A 20,293-nucleotide genomic window follows, 5' to 3' on the forward strand; every position below is an offset into this window, starting at 1 on the left:
TGCCGCAAGTTATGGCCCTGGCTTTACAACTGTCATAGTTACGATACAGTTGTATCGTAGCGAATTTCTGGGACAGATTGAGGTAGCCCGTGTCAGCGTTGTTCCCCGATTACCGTCCGAGCTGGGAAACCGACCAGCACCGCGAGCTCCGGAAGCACGCGGCGGAGTTCTTCCGCAAGGAAGCGGCACCGAATCAGGAACGTTGGGTCGCGCAGCACGCCGTGGACCGAGACTTCTGGAACAAGGCCGGCGCTACCGGGTTGCTCGGCCTGGATCTGCCCGAGCAGTTCGGCGGCATGGGCGGCGATTTCGCCATGCAGGCTGTCGTGCAGGAAGAACTCGTGTACGCGCACGACCAGGCTTTCGGCTTCGCGGTGCACTCGCCGATCGTCGCCCACTACATCTACACCTACGGTAACGAGGAGCAGCGCCGGCGATGGCTGCCCAAGATCATCAGCGGGGACGCGGTGCTGGCGATCGCGATGACTGAGCCGGGTACCGGCTCGGACCTGCAGTCGGTGAAAACGACCGCACGGCGGGACGGGGACATGTATGTCATAAACGGCTCGAAGACGTTCATTTCCAACGGAACTCATTGTGATCTCCTGGTGATCGTGGCGAAGACCGATCCGTCCAAGGCTGCCGCTGGGGTGTCGCTGATCGTGGCCGAGACCACGGATCTGACGGGTTTCGAACGTGGCCGGGTGCTGCAGAAGATCGGCCAGCACGGCCAGGACACGCGCGAGCTGTTCTTCTCCGACATGCGAGTGCCGGTGGCGAACCTGCTCGGCGAACAAGAGGGCCAGGGCTTCTATCAGTTGATGCAGCAGCTCGCCCGGGAGCGGCTGATCATAGCCACGCTGTGTTCGGCGCTGGCCGAGGCCGCCGTGGTAGAGGCGATCAAATACGCCAAGGACCGGGAGGCATTCGGCCGCCCGATCGGCAACTTCCAGAACACCAAATTCACTCTGGCCGAATGCAAAACGGACGCACTGGCGATCAAGACGTTCGTCGACTACGCCATACAGCGTTACCAAGACGGAAGCAACGACCCGATGACAGCGTCGATGGCCAAGCTGTTCGCGGCCGAGAAGTGCGACCAGATCGTGGACAAGTGCCTGCAGATCTTCGGCGGCTACGGCTACATGGCCGAATACCCGATCGCGAACATGTACACCGGGTCCCGGGTGAACCGGATCTACGGCGGCACTAGCGAGATCATGAAGGAAATCATCGGCCGCTCCCTGTGACCCGCCAGTCGCCGTCCACCATGACGGCGCTAACCCGCAAATCACGGTCCAGCACAACCAGATTGGCTTCATACCCGGGTCGCAGGCTACCCACGCGGTCCAGCCCGAGGGCGTGCGCCGGTGTCGCGGCGGTCATCTGAACCGCGGCGGCCAACGCCGCGTCACGGTCCGCGCCGAGTTCGGCCACATTGCGGAAAAGCTGATCCATGGTCGCGGTGCTGCCAGCGATTGTCGACGTTCCCCGCACCCGCGCCACACCGGACACCACGTCGATCGGTACTGCGCCGAGCCGGAACTCGCCGTCTGGGCAACCCGCAGCGGCGATCGCGTCGGTGACCACGGTGACCCGGTCAGGACCGGCGGAATCGATCACCGTGCGCAGTACTGCGGGATGGACGTGCACGCGGTCGGCGATCAGCTCGACGGTCACCCGTGGGTCTGCCAGCAGCGCGAGCACGGGTCCCGGGTCGCGGTGGTGCAGCGGCGGCATCGCATTGAACAGGTGAGTGCCGACCGTCGCGCCCAGCGCAACGGCACGCTCGGTCTGCTCATAGGAAGCGTTGGTATGACCCACGGCGACAACAACTCCCGCGTCGACAAAGCGCCGGATCGCCGCGTCGCTTCCGGGTAGCTCCGGCGCCAGCGTCACCATCCGGATGGCGTCGCCGCCGGCGGCCAGCAGGGCGTCGACCTCGGTGGAGTCCGGATCACGCATCAGCTCGGGATCGTGCGCGCCGCAACGCGACCGGCTCAGCCAGGGCCCCTCCAGGTGGATGCCCGCGATCACGCGGTCTCGGGTCGCCGCAGCCAGTGCTCGCACGCCGGTGAGCAGTTTCGCGGGTTCGGCGGTGACCAGACTGGCCAGCGTCGTGGTGGTCCCGTGCCGCAGGTGGAAATCCGCGGCCCGCGCGATGTCATCCTGATCGGTGTAAGAGGCTCCGCCCCCGCCGTGCACGTGCGTGTCGATAAACCCCGGCACCACAAGGGAATCGGGAAGGTCGACGTCAGCAGGGCGAGGAGGTGCGCCGGCCCCGCAGGCCTGGATCTGAGCACCGCGGATCTCCAGCCACCCCGGTCGGCAGATCCGTCCGTCCAGGGCGACGGCGTCGGCGCGGATCACGCGCGAGTTTTCTCCCACTGCCCACCGTTTTCCCAGAAGTGCCTGATGTCCTCGAGTTGGCGACCCTTGGTTTCGGGTGCGTACCTGAAGACGAATACGAAAGACACCACCGCGAAGGCCCCGAACACAGCGAAAGTGCCTGCGCCGCCAAGGGCTTCCTTCATCGTCAGGAATCCGCCCGCAACCACCGCCTGGGTCATCAGGTTTGCGGTCAACATGGTGCTCGATCCGAGCGAGCGCAGCCGGGTGGGGAAGCTTTCGCTGGCGTACACCCAGCCCAGCGAACCGAAACCCAGCGTGTAGCCGATGATGAACAGCAGCACGGCGCCGAACCCGAAGATCGCACCGCCGAGGCCTCGGGAGAACACGACCATCAGCACGATGTCGGCGGCGATCATCATGGCTATGCCGAACAACAGGATTGGACGCCGGCCCACCCTGTCGACGAGAAGCACCGAGATGCCCACCGCCGCCAAACCCGCCACCTGCACCAGGGCCGGGACGGCCAGTCGCGCGAAGTAGCCGCTGAAGCCCATGTCCTTGAATATTTCTGGGCTGTAGTAGACGAACGCGTTGATGCCGGTGATCTGGATCAGCAACCCGAGCAATATCACGAAAGCCGTGGCCCGCGAATACGGCCGGCGCAGCATCTCGGAGATGCCGCCGCTGCCTTCGCTCAATGCGCGGCGAATCTCGGCGAGCTCTGCATCCGCGTTCGCGGTGGGCTCCACCCGCAGCAGCGTCGCCCGGGCGTCGTCCACCCGGCCCTTGAGCATGTACCAGCGGGGACTGTCGGGCAGGCGAATCACCAAGAGCAGCAGCACTATTGCCGGCAAGACGGCCAGCCCCAGCATCCACCGCCAGCCGTGGGCACCGGCAAGCAGATAGCCGGTCAGATACCCGGCAATGAGCCCGCTGACGATGGCCAGTTGATAGGCCGTCACCAGCGATCCGCGCACCGCCGCCGGAGCCGATTCCGCCACGTAGACCGGGACGACCACCATCGACACCCCGATCGACAGACCCAGCAGGAACCGTGCCGTCAACAGCATTGCCAGCGACACGGAGACCGCTCCCAGCAGAGCGAACATCGCGTAGGCGACGAGGACCAGCACCACCGACTTCTTGCGCCCGATGGCGTTGGCGAGCACGCCGGCGCCCAGCACCCCGAAGATCTGGCCGATCACCACCATGGTCGTCAGCACTTCTCGCTGCAACGTCGTGCGCGCGAAATCGACGAACAGCTGCACGGCGGCGATGATGGCCAGGTCGTAGCCGTAGATCAGGCCGACGCTGGCCGCGGCGAGTCCGACCAGTAATCCCCGTCGCACGGACCGGTCAGCCGGCCTGGACGCGGGTCTTCAGCAGACCGATCACCTTGTCGGGGTCCTCGGGAGTGATGCACGGCCGCACGCGACGGCCGACGTCGAGAACCAGCAGCGTCTGCTTTTTGCCCCGCTGCATGTCGAGCGGGAACCAATAACGCGGATCGCCGGCGCCCCAGAAGCGCCCCTTGCCGGAGTTCCAGCCCATCGGCTTTGCCTTGATGCCCTTGATTGCGCTGTAGGCCACCCGCTTCGGCGTAGCAAACGGGAAGTAGTAGCGGCGAATCGTGATTCCGTCCTCGTCGAGCGTCAGGCCGGCGTCCTGATAAAGGGCAGTCATCCCGCAGAGTCTAGTTCTCGAGCCGGTTGTTCATAGACCGCGCGACCATGATCAACCCGAACACGACGAGCACCCCGATGACCGCCACGCCGACGCGTACCGGCAGCGCGTCGGCCGACGAGATCGGCCCGGCTGCCTGCGCGTCAGCCGGCCGGTCGGAGGGACGTGCGGCGCTGGCCAACGAGGGGTCGGGTTCGACCAGCATGCCGACCTGCGTGCCCGGCGGGGTGCTGAACCCGTAGTCCAGCAAATGCGCGGCCTGTTCCCATGGGGCGATCGGCTGGCGGGTTCCGTGCAACAACACCGCCACCAGCCGACGCCCGTTGTGGTTGGCCGCTCCGACGAAGGTCTGGCCGGCGTCGTCGGTGTAACCGGTCTTGCCGCCCAGCGCGCCCGGGTAGTGGTAGAGCAGCTGGTTGTCGTTCTCCAGCTGATAGCCGGGATGGTCGCCGTGGCCGGGGAAGTCGAATGTTCGGGTCGCGACGATGTCGCTGAACGTCGGGTTCTGCCAGGCGTACCGATAGAACAGGCCCATGTCGTAGGCCGACGTGCTCATGCCCGGCCCGTCCAGTCCCGACGGCGTGGCCGCGCGGGTGTCGCGACCGCCGAGCTTGGCGGCCAGCACGTTGATCTTCTCCAGCGCGGCCTGCATGCCGCCGAGCTGCCCGGCCAGCGCGTGCGCGGCGTCATTGCCCGAATGCATCAGCAGCCCGTGCAGGAGCTGGTTGACGGTGTACATGCCGTCGGCGTCGACGCCGACCTTGGTGCCCTCGGCCGCCGCGTCGTCGGCGGTCCCGGGAACCGACTTGTTCAGGTTGAGCGCGTTGATGGCGGCCATCGCCACCAGCACCTTGATGATGCTGGCCGGACGGTGGCGACCGTGTGGGTCACGGGCGGCGATCACCGCGCCGCTGTCCAGATCGGCCACCAGCCATGCCTCGGCGGAGACGTCGCCCGGCGTTGGCGGGGTGTTGGGTGCGGTGACGATGCCGCAACTGCCCAGCGCGTCGCCGCCGACCGGTTTCGGCGGCACCGCGAGCGGTGCCGGCGCTTCGCCGGCCCGCGGGACCTCGGACGAGTCCACCGCCGGCGGCGTGGACACCTTGTAGGGACAGGTTGCCGGTGCTGCGTTGGGTCCGGCGTCGGGCTCGGCCAGGGCGAGGGGCAGAGCCGGACCGGCCGGTGCCGCAGTCAGAAAAAGTGCGGCGGCCAGACATGCGGCGCCGCGCGACGAAGACGGTAACCGAAGCATCGTCTGAGCAGCGTAAGCGAAAGGCGGTGGCATTGCAGGGAGCCGCGCTGTGACTGTTGAGGCTGAAGTTGCAAGTGGGTTGCAAGGGGCCACTCGATGCAGCTCGCTTGACAGTGTCAGAAGTTGTATGACACTGTCAAGTAGATATGAAGCTGCTCAGCCTGCCCGAATTCGCCGCCGTCGCCGCCCACGCGGTCAAGGCGTCCGGAGCAGTGCCGGAAAATCGCCAGGCAAAGCCCATCCCGGCCGAGCGAATGGTCCGCTACTACACCTCTCGCGGCCTGCTGCCCCGGCCCGGGACGCGCGGGCGCGCCCTCACCTACGGACGCACCCACCTGATCCACCTGGTGGCCGTCAAACGGCTGCAGGGCGAGGGGTTGTCGCTGGACCAGATCGCGCAACGGCTCGACGGGATGACGCAGGCGGAGCTGGAGACGCTGGCCGCGATCCCGCCCGACGCCATGCCCGCCGGCCTGGGCGACCCAGAGCCCGCTGAGGCATCCGTCCCGTCGCGGGCGGCCGGACGCTTCTGGCAGACCACGCCGCAACCAGCCACATCGGCGCCGGCACCCCCGGCCATGACTGAACTGCGTGCAGTCCGCCTTTCCGACAGTGTCACGTTGCTGATCGACGGCCCTTTGCCTGCGGCCGAGACCCTGCGCCGCGCTGCCGCGCCGCTGCTCGAACTCCTCGCCAACCACGAAAGGACCCCCGATGCGCACTGAATTACTCCCTCTGCTGACCGGCGAACAAATTTCGCCGGCACCAGGCCGGCCAAGCTGCGGCGAGCTGAATTCGGCAAGCGGCGAACGGCTGCCGCTGCGCGCATTGAACGTCGAAACCGCCATTGTCGGCGTGACCGCGACGTCTACCGTGCGCCAGCGTTTCGCCAACACCGGCGACACCAGCATCGAGGCCACCTACGTGTTTCCGTTGCCCGCGCGGGCGGGAGTGACCGATTTCGTCGCGTCCCTGGCCGGGCGACGGGTGGTTGGCGTGCTGAAGGAGCGCGGCCAGGCTCGCGCGGACTACGAGCACGCCCTGGTGTCCGGGCAGCGCGCCGCGATCGTGGAGGAGGACCGCTCGGATGTCTTCTCGGTGCGGGTCGGGAACCTCCGGCCGGGTGAGGAAGCAACCATCGAAATGGTGTTGACCGGACCGCTGGCGTTCGAGGACGGCGAGGCAACTTTCCGTTTCCCGCTGGTCGTCGCGCCTCGATACACCACCGGAACGCCGATCGCGGGCGATCAGACCGGCGGCGGTCTGGCGGTCGACACCGACGCCGTGCCGGACGCGTCACGGGTGACTCCGCCCCGGCTGTCGGAGGACGACGAACGGCCGGACCTGCAGATCTCGGTGACCGTCGACGACGCCGGGCTGGCCGTGTCGGAGCTGCGGGCCTCGCTGCCCACCGCCATTGTGGACACCGACGGGCCGACCCGGCTACATGTCGAGCCGGGCGCGCGTGCCGACCGTGATTTCGTGCTGCGCTTCCGCGTGGACCGCGACGAGCTGACGTCGTCGGCGCTGGTGGTCCCCGACCCCGACGGCGACGAGGGCACCTGGTCGGTAACCGTGGTCCCGCCGGCCGAAATCACCGGCGCGCCACGCGATGTCGTCGTCGTGCTGGACCGGTCGGGGTCGATGGACGGCTGGAAGATGGTCGCCGCGCGGCGGGCGGCGGGACGGATCGTGGACATGCTCGACGCCAGCGACCGGTTCTGCGTAGTTGCTTTCGACAACGTCGTCGAGACGCCGTCGGGCTTGCCCGCGGGCCTCTTGTCGGCCTCGGACCGAAACCGGTTCGCGGCGGCCTCCTGGCTGGGTTCGCTGGCCGCTCGCGCTGGGACCGAGATGGCCGAACCGCTGAGAGAGGCCGTCAACCTGCTCGCAGCCAGTGATGCGGGCCGGCAACCCAGCGTGGTGCTGGTGACCGACGGCCAGGTCGCCGGTGAGGATCATCTGCTGCGCTCGCTGGCACCGCTTATCGGGCGGACGCGGGTGCATTGCGTGGGCGTCGACCGCGCCGTCAACGCCGGCTTCCTGGAACGCCTCGCCGCGCTGGGCAACGCCCGGGCCGAGCTGGTCGAGTCGGAGGACCGCCTCGACGAGGTCATGACCAGGTTGGCCCGCACCATCGGGCGCCCGTCGCTGACCGAGCTGCGGGTGAGCGCCGACGGTGTCGAGATCTTGGCCGGCACCGTCACCCCCAATAGGGCGCCCGACGCGTTCGCCGGCGTGCCCTGCGTGATCTCCGGGCGGTACCGCTGTCCGAAAGCCCGGCCCGCAGCCACCCTGCGCGTCGAAGCCACCAGCCAGGACGGCCCCTTCACGGCGGCGCTTCCGGCCCGCCTGGCGCCCTACGCCGTTGCGGTGCAGAAGATCTGGGCGCGCGCGGTCGTGCGCGACCTGGAGGACGAGTACGCCTCGGGACGTGGTGACGACGAATTGACCAAGCGCATCGTGGCACATTCCGTGGCGTTCGGGGTGCTGTCGAGGTTCACCGCATTTGTTGCCGTTGACCCCGAACGCACCGATGTCGAACCGCTCGTCGAAGTGGTCCAGCCAGTCGAAACGCCTTACGGCTGGGTCGGTTTGGCCGCGGCGCCGGTAATGGCCGGGGCCAGCTACTCACGGAGCGGTCCGCCGGCCGGCGTCATGCCTGCGCCTGCTTCACCACCATCGGCCCCGCGGTCCTTGAAGCGCCTGTTGAAGCAAGTGGAGAAGGCAACCCAGGTTCGGCGTTCGGGCCTCGACCGCGTGCTCGAAGAGCTGCAGGAGCACCGAGACGCGACGTCGGAGCCGGAACTCCACGCGGCGCTGGTTCTGCTCTGCAACGCGCTGACCCGGTTCCTGAAAGGCTCGACCCAGGCGCAGGCACGCGAGGTGCTGGTGGCCGTCGATGCGGTCAAACGCCTGCTCGGCGAGGGCGACCGGGGTCGGCGCGTCTCGAAGCTGCGCTTCTGGGAGTAGGCCTACAGCCTGGTGGCTGCCAAGTCCACATGCGCGACGCTGGGGAAGTTGATGGTGCCCATCCACAGCTTCCCGCCTGCCTCGACCAAACCGGTGACGGCGCCGAAGTCGGAATGTTTGGTGCGCAGTCCGGCGACGGGAACACCGCTGTCCGCATCGAACGCGACCGCCCAGACTTCCGGTTTGATCTGTGGTTGCAGCCGTTCGGGCAGTCGCCACAACAGCTTGCGGATGATGGGGGCGCGCGGCAGCATCCATTCCAGCGCTGCATTCGCCTCGGCAACCATCGCGGTCCAGATTCGGCCGTCGGCGCCCGTGGACAGGTTGTCGGGCATGCCGGGCAGGTTCACCGCCAATGGTGTCACCGAGCCGGCCCGCGGCCCGGTCAGCCAGTACTTCGACAGCCGTCGCGCCTGGGTCTCGGCGAACACCAACGCCGACCCATCGGCCGTAGGGGTAACTCCGTTGGCGAAGTACAGGCCGTCGACCAGCGTGGTGACAACGCCGTTTGCGTCTAGCCGGAACAGGGCGCCGCGACCGCGTGCCTCCACCACCGCGGCGGTGTAGTGCTCGAACGTGAAGTCGCACGTCGACTCGGTGAAATAGACTGTGCCGTCGGGTGTTTCGGTGACATTCGAGCAGAACGTGAGCCGTCTGCCCGCGACGGACTCGACCAGCACCTCCAGCGCACTGGTCGTCTGATCGAGGCCCAGCAATCCGCGATGGCTGTCGCAGATCAGGACGCGGCCGTCGCGAGCGATGTGCAGACCGAGCGGCCGCCCGCCGGTGTCGGCAATGACTGCGGGCTCGCCGCCGTCGAGGGGAATCCGCACGATGCGCCCGTCCTCGAGGCCCGTCCACACGTGGCCGGCCGCGTCGAACACGATATCCTCGGGCCCGTTGCCGGGCAGCGGGACGACTGTGATGCTCGGTGCCGGCATGTCCGGCAACGGGTCAATCGGTGCCGGTTGCCACCGCACCGGGTCGATACGTGGTCTGCGCGCCATGCCAAGGACTTTAGAGCCGCTCGGTCAGCACGCTGCGCAGGATGGATTCGATGGTGTCGAACTCGGCCGGCCCGCTGATCAGTGGCGGAGCCAACTGGATGACCGGCTCGGCGCGATCGTCGAGGCGGCAGTACAGCCCGGCCTCGAAGAGCGCCGAAGAGACCTCGGCGAGCAGCTTTTCGCGTTCCTCGCCGGTGAAGGTCTGCTTGGTGGCCTTGTCCTTGACCAGTTCGACGCCGTAGAAGTAGCCCTCGCCGCGAACGTCGCCGACGATGGGCAGGTCGTAGAGCTGCTCCAAGGTGGCGCGCAACTGTGGCGCTTGGGTTTTGACGTGGTCGTTGAGATTCTCGCACTCGAAGATGTCGAGGTTTGCCAGCCCGACGGCCGCCGACACCGGATGACCGCCGAAGGTGTAGCCGTGCCGGAAGACCGTGCTGCCGTCGTTGAACGGCTCGAACACCCGTTCGCTGGCGATCATCGCGCCCAGCGGCGAGTAGCCCGAGGTCATCCCCTTGGCGCAGGTGATCATGTCCGGCACGTAGCCGAAGTCGTCACAGGCGAACATCGACCCGATCCGGCCGAACGCGCAGATCACCTCGTCGGAAACCAGCAACACGTCGTACTCGTCGCAGATTTCGCGGACCCGCTCGAAATAGCCTGGCGGAGGCGGAATCGAGCCGCCGGCGTTCTGCACGGGTTCTAAGAACACCGCGGCGACGGTATCGGCGCCTTCGAACTCGATGGCCTCGGCGATGCGGTCGGCCGTCCAGAGTCCGAACGCTTTCGCGTCTGCGCTGAACGGTTCCGGCGCGCGGTAGAAGTTCGTGTTGGGCACCCGGAAGCCGCCCGGGGTGACCGGTTCGAACGGCGCCTTGTACACCGGCAAGCCGGTGATCGCCAGCGCACCCTGGGTGGCGCCGTGGTAGGCGATCGAACGCGAAATCACCTTGTGCTTAGTGGGTTTGCCGGTGAGCTTGAAGTATTGCTTGGCCACCTTCCACGCGGTTTCGACGGCCTCGGTGCCGCCGGTGGTGAAGAACACCCGATTCAGGTCGCCGGGCGCGTAGTGGGCCAGACGTTCGGCAAGCTCGATAGCGGTCGGGGTGGCATAGCCCCAGATCGGAAAGAATCCCAGCGTGCCCGCTTGCCGGGCGGCGGCTTCGGCAAGCTCGGCACGGCCGTGTCCGACCTGCACCACGAACAGCCCGGAGAGCGCGTCCAGATAGCTCTTGCCGCGGTCGTCGAAGATCGTCACCCCGTCGCCGCGCGCGATGATCGGCGGCGTGATCCCCGGCCCGTGCTTGGCGAAATGGAGCCATAGATGCTCTGTCATTGCCGCGAGCGTAATGCCATGGCGACTCTCGGCGTCGAAACGGGCGCTGGCGCTACGCTCGTCACATGGCCGTTGTCCAACAGGTCTCGGAGTTTGAGGCGCTGCGGCCCCACCTCATGTCGGTCGCCTACCGGTTGACCGGAACGGTGGCCGACGCCGAAGACATTGTCCAAGATGCGTGGCTGCGGTGGAGCACGCAGAACCATCCGATCAACGACCTGCGGGCCTGGCTGACCACCGTGGTGAGCCGTCTCGGCCTGGACAAGTTGCGGTCGGCGGCGCACCGGCGGGAGACCTACACAGGCAACTGGCTGCCGGAACCCGTGGTCACCCGTTTTGACACCGACGACCCGCTGTCCGAGGTGGTGGCCCGGGAGGATGCCCGGTTCGCGGCGATGGTGGTCTTGGAGCGGCTCACCCCGGACCAGCGGGTGGCGTTCGTGCTGCACGACGGCTTCGCTGTCCCGTTCGCCGAGGTCGCCGACGTGCTGGGCGTTAGCGAGGCCACCGCCCGCCAGCTCGCGTCGCGGGCCCGCAAGGCTGTCGCCGCGGCGCCCCCGCCGGAACCGGAGTCCAGCCACAACGAGGTGGTAGGCAAGCTGATGGCCGCCATCGCCGCCGGCGATCTGAGCGCCGTCGTCGAGTTGTTGCACCCCGACGTCAGCCTCACCGGCGATGCGAACGGCAAGGTGTCCACCGCCGTGAACGTCATCCACGGCCCGGACAAGGTGGCTCGGTTCATGATGGGTCTGGCCCGGCGCTACGGTCCGGCGTTCTTCACGGCGACACAGCTGGCGCTGGTCAACGGCGAGCTGGGCGCCTACACCGAAGGCAGCCCCGGCACCGAGGGGTTTTGGGAGATGGCCCCGCGGGTGACGGCGATGACGGTGCGAGACGGGAAGGTCTGCGCCATCTGGGATGTCGCCAACCCGGACAAGTTCACCGGCTCTCCGCTGCGGTCTCGGTAAGCATTGGCGGCGACCCGCTGCGCCCGGCTGCGCCGCGCTTGCGATCGCCGCTAAAGCCACGGCACCCGGCAGGCGTCGCCTGAGCTGAACCCCTGCTCGGTGATCCCCAACGCAGAGTTCATCCGCGCCCGCATGTTCTCCAGGCCGATCTGGTAGCTCAGCTCGATCACTCCCGCGTCCCCGAACCGGGCCCGCAGATCGGCGACCTGCTCGTCGGTGACTTTGTGCGGGTCGGTGGTCATCGCGTCGGCGTAGGCGATGGCCGCGCGCTCGTCGTCGGTGAAGCGGTCAGAAGTGGCGTAGTTGTCGATCTCTTGGAGTCGCTGCACGTCCAGGCCGTCCAGGCGCTGCAGCATGGACCCGAAGTCGACGCACCACGAGCAGCCGACGGTGCGTGCTGTCCAGAACACCGCCAGCTCGCGCACGCTGGCCGGCAGTGTTTTCGACGCCCGCTCGACCATGGTCTCGTGCACGGCACCGGCGATCAGCAGTCCCCGATGGTGTGCGGTGACGGTGAACGGCTCGGGAACCTCGCCGAAGCGTCGCTTGGCGATGCGGTACATGGCGCGGGTAAGCACGCCGGCACGCTTCGGGGGCAAGGGTTCGATGCGCGTATTTTGTGTCGTTTTCTCGGTCATACTCGTCAGACGAGACGGCTCGCGAAAGTGTGACGGCGGCTTTTAGCGGCTCCAAGAATCCATTGAGAATTTCACAAGCCCAGCAGTGAAGTCTCTGCTCATGTCGTCTTACTCAGGTGTTGCTCAGCTTCCACCGCTGGAAAAACTGGAATGCGCTGCTCACTCTGAGGTCCTGATAGCCGATCCGCGGTGGGACCAGGGACGGGTCCGTGCCGCGGTCGACGCTGTCTTCGCAGCTCACCCCGGCCTCGGCACCGTGTTCGAGCCATTCTTGGGCAGCTGGACGTTCCGCCCGGGCGGTTGGTGGGTCTGGGCCGTGGAACCCCCGGGGATCACCGTCAGCGAGGCCCGCAACCGTCAGCGCGCCCTGTTCGACATGCGCATCGGCAGGCTGTTTGCGGTGTCGCTGATCCCCGGCACACCGGACAAGTTGGTGGTCACCGCCAGCCGCCTCTGCATGGACAGCGCATCCTGGACCACCGTGCTCAACGACTTTATGGTCAACTACCGCAGCAGGCTGAGCTGAATCCGCTTAGCGCGAGAACATCAGCGCGCGCTTGACCTCCTGGATCGCCTTGGTCACTTCGATGCCGCGGGGACAGCCTTCGGTGCAGTTGAACGTGGTCCGGCACCGCCAGACGCCGTCGACCTCGTTGAGGATGTCGAGCCGTTCGCCGGCCCCCTCGTCGCGGCTGTCGAAGATGAACCGGTGTGCGTTGACGATCGCCGCCGGGCCGTAGTAGGTGCCCTCGCTCCAGAACACCGGGCAGCTCGTCGTGCAGCAGGCGCACAGGATGCACTTGGTGGTGTCGTCGTAGCGGGCCCGGTCGGTCGGGCTCTGAATGCGTTCGCGCGTCGGCGGGTTGCCACTGGTGATCAGGTAGGGCTTGATCTTGCGGTAGGCGTCGAAGAACGGCTCCATGTCGACCACCAGGTCCTTTTCCACCGGCAGCCCGCGGATCGGCTCGACCGTCACGGTGAGCTGCTTTCCCGGCTTCTTGGGTAGCAGGTCACGCATCAGTACCTTGCAGGCCAGCCGGTTGACACCGTTGATGCGCATGGCGTCGGACCCGCATACCCCGTGCGCGCAGGACCGCCGGAAAGTGAGCGTCCCGTCGAGATAGCCCTTGATGTAGATCAGCAGGTTCAGCAACCGGTCGCTGGGCAAACACGGCACCCGAAAGCTTTGCCAGCCACCGGTTTCCGCGAAAGCGTCGGGATCGTCCGGATTGAACCGGGCGATCTTCACCGTCACCATGACCGCGCCCTCGGGGACCGGCGGCAGCGGCGGTTCCAACGTCTGGACCTCGACGGTGGCGTCTTCCGACATCAGTACTTCCGTTCCTTGGGTTCGTAGCGGGTCTGCACCACCGGCTTGAAGTCCAGCGCAATGTCGCTCAGCAGGTCGGTGCCCTGCTTGTATGCCATGGTGTGGCGCATGTAGTTGACGTCATCGCGGTTCGGGTAGTCCTCGCGGGCGTGGCCGCCGCGAGACTCCTTGCGGTTCAGCGCGCCGACCACCGTGACCTCGGCCAGCTCCAGCAGGAAGCCCAGCTCGATGGCTTCCAGCAGATCGCTGTTGAAGCGTTTTCCCTTGTCGTGCACGGTGATTCGGGAATAGCGCTCTTTCAATGCGTGGATGTCGGTGAGCGCCTGCTTCAGCGTCTCCTCGGTGCGGAACACCGCGGCGTTGTTGTCCATCGACTGCTGCAGGGCACCACGGATGTCGGCGACGCGTTCGTTGCCGTGCTCGGACAGGATGTCGCCCACCCAGCCCACCACCATCGCCGCGGGGTCCGGCGGCATGTCGGTGAAGTCGTGACCCCGCGCGTAGTTGGCCGCGGAAATGCCGGCGCGGCGGCCGAACACGTTGATGTCCAGCAGCGAGTTGGTGCCCAGCCGGTTGGCGCCGTGCACCGAGACGCAGGCGCACTCGCCGGCCGCATAGAGGCCGGGAACGGTAGAGGTGTTGTCCCGCAACACTTGTCCGGTGACGGTGGTCGGGATGCCGCCCATCACGTAGTGGCAGGTCGGGTAGACCGGAACCAGCTCGTGCACCGGATCGACGCCCAGATAGGTGCGGGCGAACTCGGTGATGTCGGGCAGCTTGGCCTCCAGCACGTCCTCACCGAGGTGGCGGACGTCGATGTAGACGTAGTCCTTGTTGGGTCCCGCCCCGCGGCCCTCGAGCACCTCGAGAACCATTGAGCGGGCGACGATGTCGCGCGGCGCCAGGTCGACGATCGTCGGTGCGTAGCGCTCCATGAAGCGCTCGCCGTCGGCGTTGAGCAGCCGACCGCCCTCGCCGCGCACGGCTTCGGAGATCAGGATGCCCAGGCCGGCCAGGCCGGTGGGGTGGAATTGGTGAAACTCCATGTCCTCCAACGGAAGTCCCTTGCGGAAGACAATGCCGATGCCGTCGCCGGTGAGCGTGTGCGCGTTGGAGGTGGTCTTGTACATCCGGCCCGAACCGCCGGTTGCCAGCACCACCGCCTTGGCGTGGAAGACGTGGATCTCGCCGGTGGCCAGCTCGTAGGCGACGACGCCGGTGGCCACCGGGCCGGTCGGGGTCTGGGTGAGCACCAGGTCGAGCGCGTAGAACTCGTTGAAGAACTGCACGTCGTGCTTGACGCAGTTCTGGTACAGCGTCTGCAGAATCATGTGGCCGGTGCGGTCGGCCGCATAGCAGGCGCGGCGGACGGGGGCCTTTCCGTGGTCGCGGGTGTGGCCGCCGAACCGGCGCTGGTCGATGCGGCCCTCGGGGGTGCGGTTGAACGGCATCCCCATTTTCTCCAGGTCGAGCACCGCGTCAATGGCTTCCTTGCACATGATCTCCACGGCGTCCTGGTCGGCGAGATAGTCGCCGCCCTTGACCGTGTCGAACGTGTGCCATTCCCAGTTGTCGTCTTCGACGTTGGCCAGCGCAGCGCACATGCCGCCCTGGGCCGCGCCGGTGTGACTGCGGGTGGGGTAGAGCTTGGTCAGCACTGCGGTGCGCACCCGGGGGCCGGCCTCCACCGCGGCCCGCATCCCGGCCCCGCCCGCGCCGACGATCACCACGTCGTATCGGTGTTGCTGGATCAAGGCGCGCCCCTCAGGAGATGTTCGGGTCGAAGGTGACGATCACGTAGGTGCCCAGGACCAACGTGAAGCCCATCGAGAGCAGCAGCAGGCTGTTCAGCCAGAATCGGGTGACGTCTTTGCGGCTGTAGTCGTCGATGATGGTGCGCAGGCCGTTGCCGCCGTGCAACTGCGCCAGCCACAGCAGCGCCAGGTCCCAGAATTGCCAGAACGGCGATGCCCAGCGCTGCGCCACGAAGTTGAAGTCGATGCGGTACACGCCGTCGTCCCACATCAGCATGATGAACATGTGCCCGACCGCGAGGACCAGCAACGCCACTCCGGAAAACCGCATGAACAGCCACGCGAATTTCTCGAAGTTGGGGATGCCGGCGCGCCGCCGTGGCGAGCGGGGATTGTCCAGGCTGGCGGGCCGATCGTGGCTGCGCTGCCGCACCGGAGCTATCTGGCCGCGACCGAGTTGAAGGTCAGGACTGCTCATCGGAAGTGCTCCATGATGTGGATGCCCACCACTACGCCGGCCGGGACCATGAGCAGCAGGAAGACGATGCCGATCACCCACAGCATCAGCCGCTGGTAGCGCGGACCCTCCGACCAGAAGTCGATCAGGATGATCCGGACTCCGTTCAGTCCGTGGAACAGCACCGCGGCTATCAGTCCGTATTCCATCAGACCGACGATCGGCGTCTTGTAGTCGCCCACCACCGCGTTGTAAGTCTGCGGGCTCACCCTCAGCATCGCGGCGTCCAGGACGTGGACGAACAGGAAGAAGAAGATGGTCGCGCCGCTGATCCGGTGTAGCACCCACGACCACATACCGGGATCCCCCCGGTACAGGGTTCGGGGTGGCCGCCGCTTGCGCGTTGATCCCGGTGCCCCCGTTGTGGGATTCTCCGCGGTTGTCGCCTGCGTGCTCACCCCTGTACTCACCGCCTTTTGAACAGCTCTGGCCGGGCAATCGAGCTTAACGTGGCCAGGTGACCTGTGGCACCAATCTGTTTGATCCACTCCGGTGTGTTGTCTGCGGGTTAGGGTGGCTTACTTGGGTCGGCCCATCCGGCGAGCGGGGATCGCGGAATGTCTGATGTTGATTGGAATATGTTGCGGAACAAGGCAATTCATGCTTCGGCCAACGCCTATGCGCCGTATTCGCAATTCCGCGTGGGCGCGGCGGCGCTGGTTGACGACGATCGCGTGGTCACCGGATGCAATGTGGAGAATGTCTCATATGGTCTTGGTCTCTGTGCCGAATGCGGCGTGGTCAGCGGCCTGCACGCTTCGGGCGGCGGTCGTTTGGTTGCGCTGGTGTGCGTGGACGGGAGCGGGGGTTTGCTGATGCCGTGCGGACGGTGCCGTCAGGTGTTGCTGGAGCACGGGGGCACCGAGCTGCTGATCGACCATCCGGCCGGACCGCGGCGACTCGGCGACCTGTTACCCGAAGCCTTCGGCCCCGACGATTTGACCCAAAACCATTGAGCGACCTGGTATTCGACGCGCCAACGGTGATTCGCACCAAGCGCGACGGCGGCCGGCTGTCCGACGCGGCGATCGACTGGGTGATCGAGGCCTACACCGACGGCCGGATTGCCGACGAACAGATGTCGGCCCTGTTGATGGCGATTGTCTTGCGCGGCATGGACCGCGGCGAAATCGCCCGGTGGACGTCGGCGATGTTGGCCTCCGGCGAGCGGATGGATTTCAGCGGCTTGCCGACCGTCGACAAGCACTCCACCGGCGGCGTCGGCGACAAGATCACCATTCCGCTGGTGCCCGTAGTCGTCGCCTGCGGCGGCCTGGTGCCGCAAGCTGCCGGCCGCGGGCTCGGGCATACCGGTGGCACCCTGGACAAGCTGGAAGCCATTGCCGGGTTCAGCGCGGACATCTCCAGCAGGTGGGTGCGTGACCAACTTCACGAGGTCGGTGCGGCGATATTCGCCGCCGGGGAGCTGGCGCCTGCCGACGCCAAGCTGTACGCGCTGCGCGATATCACCGCCACCGTCGAGTCGCTGCCGTTGATCGCCAGCTCCATCATGAGCAAGAAACTGGCCGAGGGCGCCGCCGCGCTGGTGCTCGACGTGAAGGTCGGCTCCGGAGCGTTCATGAACTCCGAGGCGCAGTCGCGCGAGCTCGCGCACACCATGATCGAGCTGGGGGCCGCTCACGGGGTCCCGACGCGGGCCCTGCTGACTGATATGCACACCCCGCTCGGCAGGACAGTGGGCAATGCGCTCGAGGTCGCCGAGGCGATGGAGGTGCTGGCCGGCGGCGGGCCGCCCGACGTGGTGGAGCTGACGCTGCGGCTGGCGGCCGAGATGCTCGAGCTCGCCGGCATCGACGGACAGGATCCCGCGCAGACGCTGCGCGACGGCACCGCGATGGACCGATTTCGCCGGCTGATCGTCGCGCAAGGCGGCGATTTGGCACAACCGTTGCCGATTGGTAGGTATTCGGAAACCGTGACCGCTGCCCGGGGCGGCACAATGGGCGACATCGACGCGATGGCGGTGGGGCTGGCGGCATGGCGGCTCGGCGCGGGCAGATCCCGGCCGGGCGAGCAGGTGTCGCCCGGCGCCGGCATCCGGATCCACCGCCGGCCGGGGGAGACCGTAACCGCCGGTGAGCCGCTGTTCACGCTGTATGCCGACACGCCGGAACGCCTCGCCCCCGCCCTGGCTGAGCTCGACCGCGGCTGGCGCGTGGAGGACGAGGCGCCCGTTTGCAGGCCGTTGATCATCGATCGGGTCGGAATATGACGTCGCCGCTGACGCTGGAGATGATCCGGCAAGCACCCAAGGCCTTGCTGCACGATCACCTCGACGGCGGCCTGCGCCCGGCCACCGTGGTGGACATTGCCGGGCAGATCGGTTACGACGGCTTGCCCGCCACCGACGTCGACGAGCTGGCGACCTGGTTTCGCACCCAATCGCACAGCGGGTCGCTGGAGCGCTACCTGGAGCCGTTCTCGCACACCGTGGCGGTGATGCAGACACCGGATGCGCTGTTCCGCGTCGCCTACGAATGTGTGGAAGACCTGGCTGCGGATTCGGTGGTCTATGCCGAGATCCGGTTCGCCCCAGAGCTGCACATCAATCGGGGGCTGTCGTTCGACGAGATCGTGGACAGCGTGCTGGCGGGTTTTGTCACCGGCGAAAAGGCATGTGCCGCTGCGGGACGTCCGATTACGGTGCGGCTCTTGGTAACCGCGATGCGGCATGCCGCGATGTCGCGGGAAATCGCCGAGCTGGCGATACGGTTCCGCGACAAGGGAGTGGTCGGTTTCGACATCGCCGGTGCCGAGGCCGGCCACCCTCCGACCAGGCACCTGGACGCGTTCGAATACATGCGAGACCATAACGCGCGCTTCACGATTCACGCAGGTGAGGCATTCGGACTGCCGTCCATCCACGAGGCGATCGCGTTCTGCGGTGCCGACCGGCTGGGTCATGGCGTGCGGATCGTCGACGACATCGACGTCGCCGAAGAGGGTGGCGTCAGGCTGGGCAGGCTCGCATCGATATTGCGCGACAAGCGAATTCCGCTGGAGCTGTGTCCCAGTTCGAACGTGCAGACCGGGGCGGTCAAGAGCATCGCCGAGCATCCGTTCGATCTGCTGGCCCGGTCTCGGTTCCGGGTGACCGTCAATACCGACAACAGGCTCATGAGCGATACCTCGATGAGCCTCGAGATGCTGCGTCTGGTCGAGGCTTTCGGCTACGGCTGGAGCGACCTCGAGCGGTTCACCATCAATGCGATGAAGTCGGCATTCATTCCGTTCGACGAACGGCTGGCCATCATCGACGAGGTGATCAAGCCGCGCTTCGCCGTGCTGATCGGATAGCTCGGTGTGCTGGGTGTCTTCAAGAATCCTTTTAGGATCCGATGACACCGTGATGCAACCCGGAGAGCCCGGGACCCACAAGCATTGTCGGGAGATCCGCCATGTTGCACGCGATCGAGGAGCCAATCCGGCTGTCGCATCACGTGTTCGAGTTGGACGACGGGCACAAGGTCGGCCTGACGGTGGGGGGCCGGGGAGTGCCGCTCGTATTCCTACATGGCCTGGCCTTGAACCATCGCGCATACCTGGACATGCTTCGTCACATAGCCGACCTGGGCTTTCTCGTCGTCGCCATTGATGCCGCGGGCCACGGCGACACTGATCCCGTGCGGACACGCAAAGGACGCGTCGCCGACTTCGCCGAATTGGCCCTCCGCGTCATCGATGCCCTCGGTATCGAGCAGGCGGTGTTCGTCGGGCACTCCTTTGGCGGGCGGATGGTCATCGAACTGGCCGCGAGCGCACCCGAGCGGGTGCTGGCGGCTGTGCTTTTCAACGCCGCCGCGGGGGCCTGGTTCGATCAACTGCTGGCCGACATTGCAGGGCCCGCTCCCCGAAACGTCGCTGCGCTGCTGGCGTTGGTGCGCGGCACCGGCCACGACCTCACCGGGCTGAACGTCGCCCGCGTCAGCCACTGGGCGCGGTGCCTGACCAGCGCTGTGACCGGAAATTTCCGCCACCCGGTGGCGCTGGTTCGGGCCGTCCGGGCCATGCTGCGGTCGGCCGATTCGGCTGCGCGGCTGCGTGCCATGCGTGAGAGCGGGATCACGACGATGGTCCTGCACGGCGACAACGACTTCATCGTGCCCTTCGAGACGGCATGCGGCGTCGCCGAGGAATCGGGCGGGGCGCTGTATCCGCTGTACGGGGCAGGGCATTCCTGGATGATCGCCGACCCGCAGCAGGGCGGCGACGCGCTGCGACATCTGATCGGCGCCGAACTGGGTTACGCGCTACGGCTGGCCGCGGAGCCGCTGGGCATACCGGACTGGCGAGACGGTGCCGACTGGGAGCGCGCGCTGATCTCGCCCGGCGCCCTGATACGCCGGCTCAACGCCGGACAGCTCTACTCGATCGACCAGCCGCAATCGCAACCGGCCAGAGTCCTTCGACCAGCGGTCTGAGGGCCGCCGTTAGAAGGGTGGGGGTTCCTCGGGTGGGCTCGCGG

The 20,293-nt window shown here is 66.8% G+C and carries 19 protein-coding genes and 1 pseudogene; 9 read left to right on the forward strand and 11 right to left on the reverse strand.

From position 1 onward, the window contains the following. Positions 1–89 precede the first annotated feature (89 nt). The gene (locus tag A9W99_RS21135) at positions 90–1,250 is read left to right on the forward strand and encodes an acyl-CoA dehydrogenase family protein (protein ID WP_067382770.1); all 1,161 of its coding nucleotides are present in this window, start codon (positions 90–92) and stop codon (positions 1,248–1,250) included. Here A9W99_RS21135 and nagA read toward each other — a convergent pair. The 4 genes from nagA to A9W99_RS21155 are packed head-to-tail and all read right to left on the reverse strand — an operon-like array spanning position 1,231 to position 5,287. Next, positions 1,231–2,388 carry an N-acetylglucosamine-6-phosphate deacetylase gene (nagA, locus tag A9W99_RS21140; RefSeq protein ID WP_253870162.1) on the reverse strand — a complete coding sequence of 386 codons (1,158 nt, stop codon included), beginning with the start codon at positions 2,386–2,388 and terminating at the stop codon, positions 1,231–1,233. The two genes, A9W99_RS21135 and nagA, sit on opposite strands and share 20 nt — an antisense overlap. Then, positions 2,367–3,701: a sugar porter family MFS transporter gene (locus tag A9W99_RS21145; protein ID WP_067382773.1), complete on the reverse strand. Its 1,335-nt coding sequence runs from the start codon at positions 3,699–3,701 to the stop codon at positions 2,367–2,369. Before A9W99_RS21145 ends, nagA begins: the two co-directional genes overlap by 22 nt. A 7-nt stretch (positions 3,702–3,708) precedes the next feature. Continuing rightward, positions 3,709–4,035 (reverse strand): hypothetical protein, encoded by a 327-nt coding sequence (locus A9W99_RS21150; RefSeq protein WP_067382776.1) that lies wholly within the window; start codon positions 4,033–4,035, stop codon positions 3,709–3,711. A 10-nt stretch (positions 4,036–4,045) separates the two neighbouring features. After that, a complete protein-coding gene (locus tag A9W99_RS21155) occupies positions 4,046–5,287 on the reverse strand; it encodes a D-alanyl-D-alanine carboxypeptidase family protein (RefSeq protein ID WP_067382779.1) in 1,242 nt (413 codons plus the stop codon). Between the two features lie 146 nt (positions 5,288–5,433). Between A9W99_RS21155 and A9W99_RS21160 the strand changes: the two genes are divergently transcribed. Further along, positions 5,434–6,012 carry a MerR family transcriptional regulator gene (locus tag A9W99_RS21160; RefSeq protein WP_253870165.1) on the forward strand — a complete coding sequence of 193 codons (579 nt, stop codon included), beginning with the start codon at positions 5,434–5,436 and terminating at the stop codon, positions 6,010–6,012. Then, positions 6,002–8,260, forward strand: a complete 2,259-nt coding sequence (locus A9W99_RS21165; protein WP_067382781.1) for a VIT domain-containing protein — start codon at positions 6,002–6,004, stop codon at positions 8,258–8,260. Before A9W99_RS21160 ends, A9W99_RS21165 begins: the two co-directional genes overlap by 11 nt. 2 nt (positions 8,261–8,262) lie before the next feature. Here A9W99_RS21165 and A9W99_RS21170 read toward each other — a convergent pair whose 3' ends face one another. Together A9W99_RS21170 and A9W99_RS21175 are read right to left on the reverse strand one after the other, a co-directional pair. Next, entirely contained in the window at positions 8,263–9,267 is a 1,005-nt protein-coding gene (locus tag A9W99_RS21170) for an SMP-30/gluconolactonase/LRE family protein (protein ID WP_067382784.1), read from the reverse strand. A 10-nt stretch (positions 9,268–9,277) separates the two neighbouring features. Then, positions 9,278–10,600: an aspartate aminotransferase family protein gene (locus A9W99_RS21175; RefSeq protein WP_067382788.1), complete on the reverse strand. Its 1,323-nt coding sequence runs from the start codon at positions 10,598–10,600 to the stop codon at positions 9,278–9,280. A gap of 65 nt (positions 10,601–10,665) precedes the next feature. On the opposite strand from A9W99_RS21175, the gene A9W99_RS21180 reads away from it, so the two are divergent. After that, complete coding sequence (locus tag A9W99_RS21180; RefSeq protein ID WP_067382791.1) at positions 10,666–11,568, forward strand: sigma-70 family RNA polymerase sigma factor; 903 nt, start codon at positions 10,666–10,668, stop codon at positions 11,566–11,568. Between the two features lie 50 nt (positions 11,569–11,618). Here A9W99_RS21180 and A9W99_RS21185 read toward each other — a convergent pair. Beyond that, positions 11,619–12,239: pseudogene (locus tag A9W99_RS21185) on the reverse strand (IS110 family transposase); the annotation flags it as partial. Positions 12,240–12,306: 67 nt separating this feature from the next. Between A9W99_RS21185 and A9W99_RS21190 the strand changes: the two are divergent. After that, a complete protein-coding gene (locus A9W99_RS21190; RefSeq protein ID WP_067382797.1) occupies positions 12,307–12,732 on the forward strand; it encodes a hypothetical protein in 426 nt (141 codons plus the stop codon). Between the two features lie 6 nt (positions 12,733–12,738). Here the strand turns inward: A9W99_RS21190 and A9W99_RS21195 are convergent, their stop codons facing one another. Genes A9W99_RS21195 through sdhC form a run of 4 tightly spaced genes read right to left on the reverse strand, consistent with a single transcriptional unit; the run spans position 12,739 to position 16,103 of the window. Beyond that, complete coding sequence (locus tag A9W99_RS21195) at positions 12,739–13,536, reverse strand: succinate dehydrogenase iron-sulfur subunit (protein ID WP_067382800.1); 798 nt, start codon at positions 13,534–13,536, stop codon at positions 12,739–12,741. Further along, positions 13,536–15,290 carry a succinate dehydrogenase flavoprotein subunit gene (sdhA, locus tag A9W99_RS21200; protein ID WP_067382803.1) on the reverse strand — a complete coding sequence of 585 codons (1,755 nt, stop codon included), beginning with the start codon at positions 15,288–15,290 and terminating at the stop codon, positions 13,536–13,538. The genes A9W99_RS21195 and sdhA overlap by 1 nt, the downstream gene beginning before the upstream one ends. A gap of 10 nt (positions 15,291–15,300) precedes the next feature. Further along, the gene (locus A9W99_RS21205) at positions 15,301–15,768 is read right to left on the reverse strand and encodes a succinate dehydrogenase hydrophobic membrane anchor subunit (protein ID WP_067382806.1); all 468 of its coding nucleotides are present in this window, start codon (positions 15,766–15,768) and stop codon (positions 15,301–15,303) included. Beyond that, positions 15,765–16,103 (reverse strand): succinate dehydrogenase, cytochrome b556 subunit, encoded by a 339-nt coding sequence (sdhC, locus tag A9W99_RS21210; RefSeq protein WP_067382809.1) that lies wholly within the window; start codon positions 16,101–16,103, stop codon positions 15,765–15,767. The genes A9W99_RS21205 and sdhC overlap by 4 nt, the downstream gene beginning before the upstream one ends. A gap of 261 nt (positions 16,104–16,364) precedes the next feature. Between sdhC and A9W99_RS21215 the strand changes: the two genes are divergently transcribed. From A9W99_RS21215 to A9W99_RS21230, 4 genes are all read left to right on the forward strand, one after another. After that, a complete protein-coding gene (locus A9W99_RS21215; protein ID WP_067382812.1) occupies positions 16,365–16,763 on the forward strand; it encodes a cytidine deaminase in 399 nt (132 codons plus the stop codon). Continuing rightward, on the forward strand, positions 16,760–18,040 hold the full coding sequence (locus A9W99_RS21220) for a thymidine phosphorylase (RefSeq protein ID WP_067382815.1): 1,281 nt from the start codon (positions 16,760–16,762) through the stop codon (positions 18,038–18,040). The genes A9W99_RS21215 and A9W99_RS21220 overlap by 4 nt, the downstream gene beginning before the upstream one ends. Continuing rightward, positions 18,037–19,125 carry an adenosine deaminase gene (locus A9W99_RS21225; protein ID WP_067382818.1) on the forward strand — a complete coding sequence of 363 codons (1,089 nt, stop codon included), beginning with the start codon at positions 18,037–18,039 and terminating at the stop codon, positions 19,123–19,125. The genes A9W99_RS21220 and A9W99_RS21225 overlap by 4 nt, the downstream gene beginning before the upstream one ends. A gap of 101 nt (positions 19,126–19,226) precedes the next feature. Next, positions 19,227–20,249 carry an alpha/beta fold hydrolase gene (locus A9W99_RS21230; protein ID WP_067382821.1) on the forward strand — a complete coding sequence of 341 codons (1,023 nt, stop codon included), beginning with the start codon at positions 19,227–19,229 and terminating at the stop codon, positions 20,247–20,249. Positions 20,250–20,293 lie beyond the last annotated feature (44 nt).

Origin of the sequence: Mycobacterium sp. 1164966.3 (assembly GCF_001665395.1) — a bacterium.
Classification (GTDB): Bacteria; Actinomycetota; Actinomycetes; order Mycobacteriales; family Mycobacteriaceae; genus Mycobacterium.

What these genes read in the sequence shown, in the direction of transcription:
- A9W99_RS21180 (WP_067382791.1), top strand. Translation starts at nt 10,666, where the DNA reads ATGGCCGTTGTCCAACAGGTCTCGGAGTTTGAGGCGCTGCGGCCCCAC.
- sdhC (WP_067382809.1), bottom strand. Translation starts at nt 16,103, where the DNA reads ATGTGGTCGTGGGTGCTACACCGGATCAGCGGCGCGACCATCTTCTTC.
- A9W99_RS21175 (WP_067382788.1), bottom strand. Translation starts at nt 10,600, where the DNA reads ATGACAGAGCATCTATGGCTCCATTTCGCCAAGCACGGGCCGGGGATC.
- A9W99_RS21165 (WP_067382781.1), top strand. Translation starts at nt 6,002, where the DNA reads ATGCGCACTGAATTACTCCCTCTGCTGACCGGCGAACAAATTTCGCCG.
- A9W99_RS21190 (WP_067382797.1), top strand. Translation starts at nt 12,307, where the DNA reads ATGTCGTCTTACTCAGGTGTTGCTCAGCTTCCACCGCTGGAAAAACTG.
- A9W99_RS21150 (WP_067382776.1), bottom strand. Translation starts at nt 4,035, where the DNA reads ATGACTGCCCTTTATCAGGACGCCGGCCTGACGCTCGACGAGGACGGA.
- A9W99_RS21155 (WP_067382779.1), bottom strand. Translation starts at nt 5,287, where the DNA reads ATGCTTCGGTTACCGTCTTCGTCGCGCGGCGCCGCATGTCTGGCCGCC.
- A9W99_RS21230 (WP_067382821.1), top strand. Translation starts at nt 19,227, where the DNA reads ATGTTGCACGCGATCGAGGAGCCAATCCGGCTGTCGCATCACGTGTTC.
- A9W99_RS21205 (WP_067382806.1), bottom strand. Translation starts at nt 15,768, where the DNA reads ATGAGCAGTCCTGACCTTCAACTCGGTCGCGGCCAGATAGCTCCGGTG.
- A9W99_RS21215 (WP_067382812.1), top strand. Translation starts at nt 16,365, where the DNA reads ATGTCTGATGTTGATTGGAATATGTTGCGGAACAAGGCAATTCATGCT.
- A9W99_RS21225 (WP_067382818.1), top strand. Translation starts at nt 18,037, where the DNA reads ATGACGTCGCCGCTGACGCTGGAGATGATCCGGCAAGCACCCAAGGCC.
- A9W99_RS21195 (WP_067382800.1), bottom strand. Translation starts at nt 13,536, where the DNA reads ATGTCGGAAGACGCCACCGTCGAGGTCCAGACGTTGGAACCGCCGCTG.
- A9W99_RS21170 (WP_067382784.1), bottom strand. Translation starts at nt 9,267, where the DNA reads ATGGCGCGCAGACCACGTATCGACCCGGTGCGGTGGCAACCGGCACCG.
- A9W99_RS21160 (WP_253870165.1), top strand. Translation starts at nt 5,434, where the DNA reads ATGAAGCTGCTCAGCCTGCCCGAATTCGCCGCCGTCGCCGCCCACGCG.